Origin of the sequence: Streptomyces tibetensis, assembly GCF_040647715.1 — a bacterium.
GTDB lineage: Bacteria > Actinomycetota > Actinomycetes > Streptomycetales > Streptomycetaceae > Streptomyces > Streptomyces tibetensis_A.
The window spans coordinates 1-12,813 of record NZ_JBEZCR010000002.1 but is presented as its reverse complement, the minus strand read 5'-3'; the positions used below and the strand labels follow the sequence as shown (position 1 = coordinate 12,813).

Genomic DNA, 12,813 nt, shown 5'->3' with positions numbered 1-12,813 from the left:
CCCGTCGAATGCAGGCTATGTCTTTGTGAACGCGTGCACAAAGATGGTGTCCGATTTGCCCGGCCAACGTGACCGGGGTCACGCACCCCCGGCGCACGCGCAGGGAACCGGCGCCTGGACGCCACCGTTCCTTGTCTTCTGGGGGCAAACCCGCACACTCTCCTCAGTGAATCCCGCCCCCGAGACCTAGCCACCATCGATCCTAAGCGACCTGGCGGACCCTTTGGACTGATCGGTCAGTCGCTCACCGGGCGGGATCAGTCGGTCAGCGCCTTGCGCAGGCGGTCCTCGTTCACGCGCCAGAACGTGTGCTGCCTGCCGTCCACCAGCACGACCGGGATCTGCTCCCAGTACTGGTCGTGCAGTTCCCGATCCTCGGTGATGTCCTTCTGCTCCCAGGGGACTCCCAGATCACCGCACACCTTCTCCACAACGACCTGTGCGTCATCACACAGATGACAGCCGGGCTTGCGGATCAGGGTGACGAGCCGGTCACCGGAGGGCCTGCGACGGAAGAGGGGACTCATGCCGGCCATTGTCGCGCGCCCGCGGACAAGCGGAACCCCGAGAAGGCCCCTGCGGACACGCCGACCGCGTCCGTCCCGCACGGCGTCTTTTGACGACATGCTTGCCGAGAGTTCACACGCCCCCAACCTTCCGACTCCGGAACCCCCGAACAAACTGGCTATGCTCACGCCATGGCCGCTCTAGGATGGCTCACTCCCCGTAGGCGCTCCGCCACGGCGCGGAGCGTTTTGGCAGGCGAGGCCTCGGCGGAGGCAGCCCGCAAGTCCACGCAGGAAGTCGCCGGCACGACCGAGGAACCGCAGTTCCCGGTGCACGGCGACGACCGGGCCGCCGCCTTCTTCGACCTGGACAACACCGTCATGCAGGGCGCGGCCCTCTTCCACTTCGGGCGGGGCCTGTACAAGCGGAAGTTCTTCGAGACGCGCGAGCTGGCGAAGTTCGCCTGGCAACAGGCGTGGTTCCGGCTCGCCGGGGTCGAGGACCCCGAGCACATGCAGGAGGCCCGCGACTCGGCCCTGTCGATCGTCCAGGGCCACCGCGTCGCCGAACTGCAGTCGATCGGCGAAGAGATCTACGACGAGTACATGGCCGAGCGCATCTGGCCCGGCACCCGCGCCCTCGCCCAGGCCCACCTGGACGCCGGCCAGAAGGTGTGGCTGGTGACGGCCGCCCCCGTCGAGATCGCCACGGTCATCGCCCGCCGCCTCGGCCTGACCGGCGCCCTCGGCACGGTCGCCGAGTCCGTCGACGGCGTCTACACCGGCAAGCTCGTCGGCGAACCGCTGCACGGCCCCGCGAAGGCCGAGGCCGTCCGCGCCCTGGCCGCCGCCGAGGGCCTGGACCTCGGCCGCTGCGCCGCCTACAGCGACTCGCACAACGACATCCCGATGCTGTCCCTGGTCGGCCACCCCTACGCCATCAACCCGGACAGCAAGCTGCGCAAGCACGCCCGGCAGCTGGACTGGCGCCTGCGCGACTACCGCACGGGCCGCAAGGCGGCCAAGGTCGGCATCCCGGCCGCAGCGGGCGTCGGCGCGGTCGCGGGCGGGACGGCGGCCGCCATCGCCTTGCACCGCCGCCGTCGCTGACGGCGGACCGCAGACCGGCGACCGGCGACCGGCGACCGCTGATCAAACCGGGACACGGATGTTTGCGGCCTGACAATCGCCGTAAATCCAACTGGCGTACCCCCACAACCTCCTCTCCAGTCCTCTTGGCTGCACACGGCCACAACCTGCCCTGCACTCAGCCGCAATCCGAAACTTTCCAAACACCATCCGGTCACGCTTCGGCACTTGATCGGGCGGCAATCGGTTACGGAAGCGACGTAATCGACGATTTGAGCAACTCGGTGTAGCAGCGCCTGCACGAAGCGTTATTCTCCTCAGACGCAAACCGGTACCCCTCCGTCGCTACGACGGGTGAAAGGTCCCGCACTGCACGTGATGGAAGCTCTGCCTCTGGGAGTCCCGTGTACCCACACGTCGGGGTTGACGCCTCGGGCCTGGCTACGCTGCGCGCAACGGTCCAAGACCTGTTGCGCGGCTTCGTCCCCACCGCGTACGCCGTCCCCGCATTCGCCACCGCCGCGCCCGTAGGCCCTTGCTACGCACTGGCCGACGGCAGCGCCGCGGTCGGCAGACGAGGGCGCCCCTCCGGCGCGGCCACCGCACGCCGGCCTGCCGCCGACAGCGACAGCGCCCGGATGATGGACCTCGTGGAGCGCGCCCAGGCGGGCGAGTCCGACGCCTTCGGCCGCCTCTACGACCAGTACAGCGACACCGTCTACCGGTACATCTACTACCGGGTCGGAGGAAAGGCGACCGCCGAGGACCTCACCAGCGAGACCTTTCTGCGGGCGCTCAGAAGGATCGGCACCTTCACCTGGCAGGGCCGCGACTTCGGCGCCTGGCTCGTGACCATCGCCCGCAACCTCGTCGCGGACCACTTCAAGTCCAGCCGGTTCCGCCTGGAGGTCACCACCGGCGAGATGCTCGACGCCAACGAGGTCGAGCGCTCCCCCGAGGACTCCGTCCTGGAGTCCCTCTCCAACGCCGCCCTGCTCGACGCCGTACGGCGGCTCAACCCCCAGCAGCAGGAGTGCGTGACGCTCCGCTTCCTCCAAGGCCTCTCCGTGGCCGAGACCGCCCGGGTGATGGGCAAGAACGAGGGCGCCATCAAGACCCTCCAGTACCGGGCCGTCCGCACCCTCGCCCGGCTGCTGCCGGAAGACGCCCGCTGACCGACCGGCACGCTCGGCGACACCCAACTCACGGACGGTGAAAGTCCGTTGGCTTCGGCATCCGATGAGCCGGAGTCCGTAACCCATGTGCCACGCCGCTCGTTGTGCGGAATGCAGGCTCCCTGTGGTCACCCCCTGGCCGGCTCCGGTCACTCGATCGTGTGGTCGTGCCCAGGGTGTGCAACCCTCAGGACCCCCTGGGGAGTCGACCGTCATGACGAGAGGAGGTGCCGCCAGTGATCGCGAACGTATCGGCGCACCGGCGGGCGAACGCCTTCGCCCAGGCCCTCGAGGAGCAGTCCGAGCAGGGCCCGGCGGCCGAGCAGCCCGAAGGATCGGCACCGGCCCCGGCCACCGCGGAGACGAACGAACAGGCCCGCCATCTGGCGCTCGCCTCGGAGCTCGGCGCGTTGCCCAAGCCAGAGCTCGACCCGGAGGTCAAGGTCGTCCAGCGGGCCCAGCTGGTGGCCGCCTTCGAGGCCATGCTCCAGGAGGGCACCGCGGGCGGCGGGGCGACGGACAGCGCGGTCCCCGAACAGCGGTCCCGGGCCCACGGGGCGCACCGCGCGGGCTCACTGAAGAAGTTCCGGCCGCGTTCCCGGCTCGCCAAGGGCCTCACCGCCGGCGGACTCAGCGTCGGGGTCGCCGCGAGCGCCTTCGGCGGAGTCTCCGCCGCCAGCTCGGACGCCCTTCCCGGTGACTCGCTCTACGGCCTCAAGCGCGGCATCGAGGACGTCAAGCTCGGCCTCGCCGACGGGGCGGACGAGCGCGGCCGGGTCTATCTCGACCACGCCTCCACCCGGCTCAGCGAAGCCCGCCGCCTGATGGAGCGAGGCCGCAGCGGCCCCCTGGACCACGAGTCCCTCGGCGAGATCCGCCGCGCCCTGTCCGGCATGCGGCACGACGCGTCGGAGGGCCGCCGGCTGCTGAGCGAGGCGTACCAGCGCGACCCCGACTCACTCGGCCCCATCCAGGCCCTGTCCGCGTTCTCCCGCTCCCACCGCGAGGCCTGGGGCGAACTGCGCGAGCGACTCCCCGTCCAGCTCGGGGACGTCAGCAGGGAGGTGTCGTCCGTCTTCGACGCCATAGAGGAGGACGTCGCCCCGCTGCGCTCCCTGCTGCCCGAGCCCCCGGCCACGCGCGGCGGCGGCAAGCGGCACGGCGCATCCGAGTCGGCTCCCAGCGGCTCGTCGAGCACGGGCCGCTCGACCCGCCCCGGCGACAGCGGCGGCAGGCACAGCGACGAGCACGGCACGGGCAGCGGCAGCAGCGGCAGCCCCAGCCGCTCGGCCGGCTCCGGTGACGACGGCGACGGCCTGCTCGGCGGCAGCACCGGCGGCCTGCTCGACCCGCCGAAGGACAACGCCACCAGCACCTCCCCCTCCGCGGAAGGCCACACCCCCGTCCCCAAGCCGGATGTGACGCTCCCGCCCCTCCTGCCCGGTCTCCTGCCGGGCCTGGGCATCGACGGCGAGGACGCGGACTAACAGACGGCTTCGGGGCGCCCCTTCAGCACGGGGGCGCCCCGAAGCCGTACGCGGACAGCAGCAGACAGGCTCAGAGGAACACTGCGTCAGAAGAGCACCGACCGCCGCTGCACCAGCAGCTCGGCCCCTCCCGTCTGCTGCCCTCGCACCGCTCCGCGGGCTTCGGACAGCTGCGCCGGACTCCGTCCGGCGGCTCCGAGCGGCCGGCCGGCCGCTGCGAACACCGGCGTCAGAAGAACACCGACCGCCGCTGCACCAGCAGCTTGTACAGCGTGTGCTGGATCTGCTCCCTGACCTGGTCGGTCAGGTTGAACATCAGCATCGGGTCCTCCGCCGCCTCCGGCGGATAGCCGTCCGTGGGGATCGGCTCCCCGAACTGGATCGTCCACTTGGTCGGCAGCGGAATCGCCCCGAGCGGCCCCAGCCACGGGAACGTCGGTGTGATGGGGAAGTACGGGAAGCCCAGCAGCCGCGCGACCGTCTTGGCGTTGCCGATCATCGGGTAGATCTCCTCCGCCCCGACGATCGAGCAGGGCACGATCGGCGTCCCCGCGCGCAGCGCCGTCGAGACGAAACCGCCGCGGCCGAAGCGCTGCAGCTTGTATCGGTCCGCGAAGGGCTTGCCGAGTCCCTTGAAGCCCTCCGGCATCACCCCGACCAGTTCGCCCTGCTCCAGCAGCCGGGACGCGTCCTCGGCGCACGCCAGGGTGTGGCCCAGCTTGCGGGCCAGCTCGTTGACCACCGGCAACATGAACACCAGGTCGGCGGCGAGGAGCCGCAGATGCCGACCCGCCGGGTGGTTGTCGTGCACGGCGACCTGCATCATCAGGCCGTCCATCGGCAGGGTCCCGGAGTGGTTGGCGACGATCAGCGCACCGCCCTCGGCCGGGATGTTCTCGATGCCCTTCACTTCGACCCGGAAGTACGTCTCGTACAGCGGTCGCAGCAGCGACATCAGGACCTGGTCGGTGAGTTCCTCGTCGTAGCCGAAGTCGTCGACCTCGTAGTCCCCGGTGAGGCGGCGGCGCAGGAAGGACAGGCCGCCCGCGATCCGCCGTTCCAGCCCGCCCCCGCCGTCCCGGGAAGGCTCCGGCGGCTGTTCCTCGGAAGTCACGGGAACATCATCCTGCGGAGCAGCCCTGGTGGGCAGGGGCTGCACCTCGCGTACCGGCACGGACTCCGCGCCCGGCCGGCGGTTCCCGGCGCTCCGGCGCCGCTGGGGACGCTGCGCGGCGCTCCCCCGGGACCGGTCGTCGTCGAACGGAATGACCTTGGCGTCCGCCATCGTTGATGCGCTCCTCAGTTGGCGCTCTGCGTCGGGGAGGGTCCGCCGCCCGCGAGGGGCAGGCCGGCGATCCGGTCGACGGCCCCCGCGAGGGCCTCCGGCGGAAGCAGCCCGGGGCCCTGGCTGCGGGCGAAGTCCGCGAACGTCTCCGCGGTCGTGTACTTGGGCTGGAATCCCAGCGTCTCGCGCATCTGGCCCGTGGCCACCACCCGGCCGTGCGTGAGCAGCCGGATCTGCTCGGGCGAGAAATCCGTCATCCCCAGCGTACGCACCAGCGAGCCCGCCCAGGTGACGGCCGGGAGCAGCAGGGGCACGGTGGGGCGGCCGAGGCGCCGGGAGCACTGCGAGAGCAGCAGCACACCGTCGCCGGCGATGTTGAAGGTGCCGCTGTTGAGCGTGCCCCGCCGGGGTTCGTGCGAGCCGAGCCGCAGTACCTCGATCACGTCGTCCTCGTGCACGAACTGCAGCCTGGGGTCGTAGCCGAACACGGTCGGCAGGACGGGCAGCGCGAAGTACGAGGCGAGCGGGGTCTCCGCGGTCGGGCCCAGGATGTTGGCGAACCGCAGCACGCACACGGCCACGTCGGGCCGGCGGCGCGCGAAGCCGCGGACGTAGCCCTCGACCTCGACCGTGTCCTTCGCGAAGCCGCCGCTGGGCAGGGACTTGGGCGGGGTCGTCTCGGTGAACACGGCCGGGTCGCGGGGCGCGGAGCCGTAGACGTTCGTGCTGGACTTCACCACCAGCCGCTGCACGGCCGGGGACTTCTGGCAGGCACCGAGCAGCTGCATGGTGCCGATGACGTTGGTCTCCTTCAGGGAGGCCCGGTTGCCGCTGCCCAGCGGTGTGCCCGTCACGTCGAGGTGGACGATCGTGTCGGCGCCCGTCTCGGCGAGCACCCGCGCGATGCCGGGCTGCCGGATGTCGGCCTGGACGAAGTCCGCACCGCCCAGATGGTGCTCGGGCGGCACCGCGTCCACGGCGACGACACGGTCGACGTCGGGGTCCCGCTGGATCCGCCGGACGAACCGGCCCCCCAGCTGGCGGGCCACTCCGGTCACGAGCACGACCTTGCCCAAGATCAGCGCCTTCCTTCCAGAACCTGTCGTCCCCGCCGCGTTCCCCCGTGGGGCCAACTTAGCGGGTTGTTGTTGCGCTGTGATGACCCCCCGATGCGCGAAGTGACCGAAGCCAGCCGGACGCAGGAGCGGGGCACCGTCGCGCCGCCGCCCCGCTGCGTGCCGCCCACGTCCTGCTGGGTGCCGGCGCGTGCCGCCGGGCCGCACGCCGCCGGGCCGCACGCCGCCGGGCCCGGCGCACATATGCGTGTGGCCCCCCACCGGTGGTGGGGGGCCACAGCAACGCTCTCGCGGCGTGCGCGTCGCGAACTTACTTCTTGTTGCGACGCTGGACGCGCGTGCGCTTGAGCAGCTTGCGGTGCTTCTTCTTCGCCATCCGCTTGCGCCGCTTCTTGATAACAGAGCCCACGACTACCCTCGCTCACTTCTCATCACTCGGTGTTTGGGCGCCATGGGCCCATACGACCTACGAGGGGCCAGCCTACCCGTCCGAGCGCTGAGGTCGTAATCGAGGAGGCCGGGAGGATCCCCGAGTGCCCTGTGGGGGATCGCCCCGGCCCTGCCGTCAGGCGGTTTCCACCCCCACGTAACTCTCGCGGAGGTACTCGTGAACCGCTTGCTCCGGGACGCGGAAGGACCGCCCCACACGGATCGCGGGCAGATGACCGCTGTGCACCAGCCGGTACACGGTCATCTTCGACACTCGCATCACCGAGGCGACTTCCGCCACGGTAAGGAACTGAACCTCGTTCAGAGGCCTCTCGCCAGCTGCAGCCATGACACACCTGAACCTTCCGCACTCGACGGCCACCGGCTTCCCCTTCCGGTGACTCTTCGTCGCTGCGTGCTCACTCCCCAATGTAGGTGCCAGTGATGCGAGTGGGGAAGAGGTGCACCCATCGGCGGCCTACTGTGACAGACACGCCCGATTGAGTACGTAGCGGGTAAGCGGCAGGTAGTAATCGGACCGCACGCCGTCATCAAGTGGAACGACGACGGAGACGGACCCCTCGGCCTCCCCCACGAAGAGCGCCGGGTCGTCCGTGTCGGCCGGCCCGATGGCCTCGAACCCCAGCTGACCTGCCCCGCAGACCCACCCGTGATCCCCGATCACCAGCTCGGGCAGAGGCCCTCCGGCCTCCGCGCAAGCGGCCAGTACGGTACGAACCGGGAGAGGTGAGTGCGTATGTGCGCCGGGCTCACAACCGGGGCGTTCGGGGCCGGAGCTCCGCACGAGCGCGACTCCTCGTACGTAGTCGAGGTTGTACGTACGTAGACCGAACCGGGTCGTTATGTCGACACGGCGACCCTGCGCGGGGGTGAGGACGGCACATCCCGCCGCCGACAGGGCGTCTGCCAGAGCGCCGTAGAAACCGAGCAGCCGGTGCGGGTGCCCGGTGCCGAGAAGCACGGGAGCACCCCGCCGGGCGGCCTCCGCGAGGCGTTCCGCGAAGGCGTCCAGCGCCGCCAGGGTACGCTCCGGATCGATCACATCCTGGCCGGAAACCTGACGGTAATCGGCCGAAACACCACACCGGTCCGCCATCAGCTCGATCAACTCCCGCTGCCTCCAGGCACCTTCGGGATCGATCCCGAGCAGCACCCGGGGGTCCCGGGCCGCGAAGAGCCGATAGCTGCGCAGGCTCTCCTCCCGCGAGGTCGCCACGGTCCCGGCGAGCCGCGCGCCCACCAGGTGCGCACGGAGGGCTTCGGTGGTCAGCACAAGAAGATCGTGCGTGACCGCGACGCGGCCTGTCCCGGAAACCGCCGAACACCGCACGGTCGGCCCAGCACCCGCCGCCCGCTGCAGCCTGCGGCCACCCCACGTCGAACGAACACCGCACGACCCACCGGGGCCCGTCTCACGGCTGATGTGTGGGCGGCACGACCAACCGCGGGGCCCGTCTCACGGGAGGTGTGCGGGCGGCCCCCGTACTGGGGCGGCTGACCGCACGTGAGGCCCCAGGGCCCGGTCTCACCCCCTCACGCCAGCAGCCCTCGCAGCGGGAACACCGCCCGTCGGGCCGCGAGCACCGCCTGGTCCAGCCGGTCCGCCGGGTCGTAACCCTCGTCCCAGCCGGACCAGGAGACGGGCCAGCGTCCGTCCGTCATCCGCGCCGGGGCCAACTGCCGCGTCCTCGCGAAGACTTCCTGCCGCCAGGCCTCCGGGATCATCGCCTCCGGCTCCACGGGCCGCCCCGCCGCGATCGCGACCAGGTGCGTCCAGGACCGCGGCACGACGTCCACCACCGCGTAACCGCCACCGCCCAGGGCCACCCACCGCCCGTCGGCGTACTCGTGCGCCAGGTCGTGACAGGCCACCTGCACGGCCCGCTGCGCGTCCAGAGACACCGCCAGATGCGCCAGCGGATCCTCGAAGTGCGTGTCCGCCCCGTGCTGCGTCACCAGCACCTGCGGCCGGAAGTCGGCGATCAGCTCCGGTACGACCGCGTGGAACGCCCGCAGCCACCCCGCGTCCCCCGTCCCGGCCGGCAGCGCCACGTTCACCGCCGAACCCTCCGCGGAGTCCGCCCCGGTCTCCTCCGGCCACCCGGTCTGCGGGAACAGCGTCCGCGGATGCTCGTGGAGCGAGATCGTCAGCACCCGGGGGTCCTCCCAGAACGCCGCCTGGACCCCGTCGCCGTGATGCACGTCGACGTCGATGTACGCGACCCGCTCCGCCCCGAGCTCCAGCAGCCGCGCGATGGCCAGCGAGGCGTCGTTGTAGATGCAGAACCCGGACGCACCGCCCGGCATCGCGTGGTGCAGCCCGCCCGCGAAGTTCACCGCGTGCAGCGCCTCACCCCGCCACACCGCCTCCGCCGCCCCCACCGACTGCCCGGCGATCAGCGACGACACCTCGTGCATCCCCGCGAACGCCGGATCGTCCATCGTCCCCAGCCCGTACGACTGGTCCGCCGCCCCCGGGTCCGCAGACGCCGCCTTCACCGCCCCGATGTAGTCCGGCCGGTGGACGAGCCGCAGCGTCGACTCCCCGGCCGCCTTCGCGGCGACCACGTCCACCTCACGGTCCAGCCCGAAGGCGTCGACCAGTCTCCGGGTCAGGGCGAGCCGGACGGGGTCCATCGGATGCCCCGGCCCGAAGTCATAGCCCGTTACTGCCTCGTCCCACATCAGCTGTGCGCGGCCGCTCATGCCCGCCACCGTATCGGTCCGGTTGAGGGCCGAACGACCGGGCGTACACCAGCGTCACCAGCACCAACACCATCGGCACCAGCATGGCCCCACGGTAACTCCACAGATCACCGAGCGCCCCGACCAACGGCGAACCGACCAGGAACCCCACGTAGTTGAAGACATTCAGCCGCGCCACGGCCGCGTCCGAAGCCCCCGGGAACAGCCGCCCGGCCGCCGCGAACGTCTGCGGCACCAGCACGCACAACCCCACACCCAGCAGCGTGAACCCCAGCATCCCGACCCACGCACCGGGCGCGGCGGCCACCACCGCGAAGCCGCCCGCCGCCACGAGCGCACCGCCCCGCACCACCGCGACCGCCCCGAACCGCCGCACCCCGAAGTCCCCGATCGCCCGCCCCAGCAGCGTCGTGATCATGTACACGTTGAACGGCACGGTCGCCAGCTGCTCCGAGCTTCCCAGCACGTCCTGCAGATACTTGGCACTCCAGTTGGAGACCGTCGAGTCACCGATGTACGCGACCGTCATCACCAGACACAGCGGCAGCAGCCACTTGAAGACGACCACCCCGCCCTCCCCGGCCTGGCCCTCCGCCACAGATGCCGCACCCCGGTCGTCGACGTACCACCGGCTTCCCACCAGCACAGCCGGCAGCAGCACCAGCACGACCGGCAGATACGACACCCACAACGCCAGATGCCAGTGCGCCCCCACCCAGGCCAGCGAGGCCCCGACGATCCCGCCCAGGCTGTAGGCCGCGTGGAAACTGAGCATGATGCTGCGCCCGTACGACCGCTGCAGGCTCACTCCGAGCATGTTCATCGAGGCGTCCAGCACCCCGACGGCCAGCCCGAACGCCGCTAGTGCGACCCCGAGTTCCACCATCCGCTCCCCGGCCCCGACCCCGAGCAGCGCCAGCAGCACCACGGGCTGGGACCACCGCAGCAGCCGGCTCGGCGGTACCCGCTTCACCAGCCGCTCGGTGGTCACGCTCCCGACCCCGGCGAGGACCGGCACGGCGGCCAGGAACGCGGGCAGCAGCGCGTCGGAGACCCCGTAGCGGCCCTGGATGGCCGGGATCCTCGTCACGAGCAGAGCGAAGGCGACCCCCTGCACCAAGAAGCTGAACGCCAACGAGGCCCTGCCGCGCCGCAGCACATCTGTCATGGCGGCGAGCGTAGGGCCCCGGCTTACTCGTGGGTAGATCCAGCCAAAGATGAATTCTTCTCAGCTCTCGGCCGTCACGAGCTCGGCGTTCACGCGACGGTTCCCGAGAGGCGCACCCGAGCGGCCGGCACCCGTCCGCGACGGCGCCTGCTCCTCGTCCCCCGCCCCCGCCTTCGCCTCCGCGATGACCATCGCGGCCATCGGACCGGCGCCCAGCGCGCCACCGACCACGAAGCCCAGCCCCATGGCGCCGACCATGATCACATTGCCGAGCCACACCATGGTCTCCACCGGCAGGGTGTACGCCCCCACCACCCGCACCACACACTCCGCGAGGAGTACGACCCCCCACACCAGCGAGAACATCCGCTCGGCCCGCCGAAACCGCGCCGACCCGGCATGCAGCCGCGCCCAGGCGGCCTCCCGGCCCGCGTCCCCCTTCACCACCCAGGGCTTCATACCTGCCGTCATCAGCGGCTTGCCGAGCGCCACGGAGAGGATGATGCCGATCCCGATCGTGCTGCTGACCGCGCTGTCCTTGGCGATCATCAGGCGCGGGTCACCGGCCACGAAACCGAGCAGCAGCGAGACGACGTTCACGAGGAGGATGAGCGCGGCCAGCCCGTTGACCGCACGGGACCTCACCACACCCCACCCGGTCCGCACGGCCGGCACGACGCTGCTCAGGCCGAGCGCCACCAGGGTGCTCATCCCGAGGCCGTTCTTGAGGAGGTAGTACGCCCCGAGGGGCACCGCCACGTCGAGGAGCAACGGCGCGAAGTTCCGCAGCACGCTCCGGCTGTTGGTGTCGCTTCCCTTCGTGTTCCCCGTCTTCGTCGTCATGCATCCAGCTTCGCGGTCGGCACCGGATCGCCGGTAGAAACGATCATCCGGTCCCCGGCATGACAAATGTCAGAGCAGCATGTCGGCCAACTCCCCCATGTCGGAGAAGAGTTGAGTGGCACCCGCGAGCCTGTCGGCCGGCGTCATCGCGGTGAACCCGTACACGTCCATACCGGCAGCGACGGCCGCCCGCACTCCCAGCGGACTGTCCTCGACGACGACACACCGCTCGGGCGCGACCCCCATCCGCTCGGCCGCGTACAGGAACAGGTCGGGAGCCGGCTTGCCGCGGCCGACGTCCTGCGAGCTGAAGATGCGCCTCTCGTCGAACCACCGGTCGAGCCCGGTCGTCCGGTGCCCCACCCGGATCCGCTCGTGGCTCCCGGAGGATGCCACGCAGTACGGCACCGCGTCCGCGGTGAGCGTCTGCAGCACCTGCTCGACACCGGCCACCGGCTTCAGCTCCTCCTCGAAGGCCGCGAAGACCCGCCCGTGGAACACGTCGTCGAAGTTCTCCGGCAACCGCTGTCCGGTCCGTTCCCCGATCAGGTCGTGTACGCGGTGCATGGCAGCGCCCATGTAGTCACGCAGGGAGTCCTCGTAGGTGGTGGGGTGCCCGAGCTCGGTCAGATAGGCGGCCAGGAGCCGGTTGGAGATCGGCTCACTGTCGACGAGGACACCGTCGTTGTCGAAGATCACGAGGTCATGACGCATAACCCGAGCCTAAACGCAGAAAACCCCCGCATCCGAAGATGCGGGGGTTTTCCCAAAAATTGTTCGGCGGCGTCCTACTCTCCCACAGGGTCCCCCCTGCAGTACCATCGGCGCTGTAAGGCTTAGCTTCCGGGTTCGGAATGTAACCGGGCGTTTCCCCTACGCTATAACCACCGAAACACTATGAAACTGTCGAACAATGCCGCACCACGCGTGGCAGCGTGGGGCTGTTCGTGGTTTCAGAACCAACACAGTGGACGCGAGCAACTGAGGACAAGCCCTCGGCCTATTAGTACCGGTCAACTCCACACGTT

The 12,813-nt window shown here is 70.4% G+C and carries 13 protein-coding genes and 1 rRNA gene; 3 read left to right on the top strand and 11 right to left on the bottom strand.

The features are described 5' to 3' along the window. Positions 1 to 257 precede the first annotated feature (257 nt). Positions 258 to 536 carry a glutaredoxin family protein gene (locus AB0B29_RS04635; RefSeq protein ID WP_362233968.1) on the bottom strand — a complete coding sequence of 93 codons (279 nt, stop codon included), beginning with the start codon at positions 534 to 536 and terminating at the stop codon, positions 258 to 260. A 162-nt stretch (positions 537 to 698) separates the two neighbouring features. Between AB0B29_RS04635 and AB0B29_RS04630 the strand changes: the two genes are divergently transcribed. From AB0B29_RS04630 to AB0B29_RS04620, 3 genes are all read left to right on the top strand, one after another. Beyond that, positions 699 to 1,616, top strand: a complete 918-nt coding sequence (locus tag AB0B29_RS04630) for an HAD family hydrolase (protein ID WP_344467279.1) — start codon at positions 699 to 701, stop codon at positions 1,614 to 1,616. A gap of 383 nt (positions 1,617 to 1,999) precedes the next feature. After that, positions 2,000 to 2,770, top strand: a complete 771-nt coding sequence (locus tag AB0B29_RS04625; protein WP_030840376.1) for an ECF subfamily RNA polymerase sigma factor, BldN family — start codon at positions 2,000 to 2,002, stop codon at positions 2,768 to 2,770. A 236-nt stretch (positions 2,771 to 3,006) separates the two neighbouring features. After that, positions 3,007 to 4,257, top strand: coding sequence for a DUF5667 domain-containing protein (locus AB0B29_RS04620; RefSeq protein ID WP_362233965.1), 1,251 nt, complete (start codon positions 3,007 to 3,009; stop codon positions 4,255 to 4,257). 229 nt (positions 4,258 to 4,486) lie between these two features. Here AB0B29_RS04620 and AB0B29_RS04615 read toward each other — a convergent pair whose 3' ends face one another. From AB0B29_RS04615 to rrf, 10 genes are all read right to left on the bottom strand, one after another. Further along, positions 4,487 to 5,542, bottom strand: coding sequence for a lysophospholipid acyltransferase family protein (locus AB0B29_RS04615; protein ID WP_362233963.1), 1,056 nt, complete (start codon positions 5,540 to 5,542; stop codon positions 4,487 to 4,489). Between the two features lie 14 nt (positions 5,543 to 5,556). Continuing rightward, positions 5,557 to 6,618 (bottom strand): NAD-dependent epimerase/dehydratase family protein, encoded by a 1,062-nt coding sequence (locus AB0B29_RS04610; protein ID WP_362233960.1) that lies wholly within the window; start codon positions 6,616 to 6,618, stop codon positions 5,557 to 5,559. Between the two features lie 310 nt (positions 6,619 to 6,928). After that, positions 6,929 to 7,027: a 30S ribosomal protein bS22 gene (locus AB0B29_RS04605; protein WP_003948845.1), complete on the bottom strand. Its 99-nt coding sequence runs from the start codon at positions 7,025 to 7,027 to the stop codon at positions 6,929 to 6,931. Positions 7,028 to 7,183: 156 nt separating this feature from the next. Further along, a complete protein-coding gene (locus AB0B29_RS04600; protein WP_004984898.1) occupies positions 7,184 to 7,396 on the bottom strand; it encodes a helix-turn-helix domain-containing protein in 213 nt (70 codons plus the stop codon). A gap of 129 nt (positions 7,397 to 7,525) precedes the next feature. Further along, complete coding sequence (locus AB0B29_RS04595) at positions 7,526 to 8,341, bottom strand: phosphatase (protein ID WP_362233958.1); 816 nt, start codon at positions 8,339 to 8,341, stop codon at positions 7,526 to 7,528. A 260-nt stretch (positions 8,342 to 8,601) separates the two neighbouring features. Continuing rightward, a complete protein-coding gene (locus AB0B29_RS04590) occupies positions 8,602 to 9,774 on the bottom strand; it encodes an acetoin utilization protein AcuC (RefSeq protein WP_362233955.1) in 1,173 nt (390 codons plus the stop codon). Then, positions 9,725 to 10,942: an MFS transporter gene (locus tag AB0B29_RS04585; protein ID WP_362233952.1), complete on the bottom strand. Its 1,218-nt coding sequence runs from the start codon at positions 10,940 to 10,942 to the stop codon at positions 9,725 to 9,727. The genes AB0B29_RS04590 and AB0B29_RS04585 overlap by 50 nt, the downstream gene beginning before the upstream one ends. A gap of 60 nt (positions 10,943 to 11,002) precedes the next feature. Further along, on the bottom strand, positions 11,003 to 11,785 hold the full coding sequence (locus AB0B29_RS04580; protein WP_362233949.1) for a VC0807 family protein: 783 nt from the start codon (positions 11,783 to 11,785) through the stop codon (positions 11,003 to 11,005). 69 nt (positions 11,786 to 11,854) lie between these two features. Beyond that, entirely contained in the window at positions 11,855 to 12,499 is a 645-nt protein-coding gene (locus AB0B29_RS04575) for an HAD family hydrolase (RefSeq protein ID WP_362233946.1), read from the bottom strand. 61 nt (positions 12,500 to 12,560) lie between these two features. Next, a 5S ribosomal RNA gene (gene rrf / locus AB0B29_RS04570) occupies positions 12,561 to 12,677 on the bottom strand. Positions 12,678 to 12,813 lie beyond the last annotated feature (136 nt).

Excerpts from the sequence above, each read along its gene's own strand:
- AB0B29_RS04635 (WP_362233968.1), bottom strand. The coding sequence starts at position 536 with ATGGCCGGCATGAGTCCCCTCTTCCGTCGCAGGCCCTCCGGTGACCGG.
- AB0B29_RS04630 (WP_344467279.1), top strand. The coding sequence starts at position 699 with ATGGCCGCTCTAGGATGGCTCACTCCCCGTAGGCGCTCCGCCACGGCG.
- AB0B29_RS04615 (WP_362233963.1), bottom strand. The coding sequence starts at position 5,542 with ATGGCGGACGCCAAGGTCATTCCGTTCGACGACGACCGGTCCCGGGGG.
- AB0B29_RS04600 (WP_004984898.1), bottom strand. The coding sequence starts at position 7,396 with ATGGCTGCAGCTGGCGAGAGGCCTCTGAACGAGGTTCAGTTCCTTACC.
- AB0B29_RS04590 (WP_362233955.1), bottom strand. The coding sequence starts at position 9,774 with ATGAGCGGCCGCGCACAGCTGATGTGGGACGAGGCAGTAACGGGCTAT.
- AB0B29_RS04585 (WP_362233952.1), bottom strand. The coding sequence starts at position 10,942 with ATGACAGATGTGCTGCGGCGCGGCAGGGCCTCGTTGGCGTTCAGCTTC.
- AB0B29_RS04580 (WP_362233949.1), bottom strand. The coding sequence starts at position 11,785 with ATGACGACGAAGACGGGGAACACGAAGGGAAGCGACACCAACAGCCGG.
- AB0B29_RS04575 (WP_362233946.1), bottom strand. The coding sequence starts at position 12,499 with ATGCGTCATGACCTCGTGATCTTCGACAACGACGGTGTCCTCGTCGAC.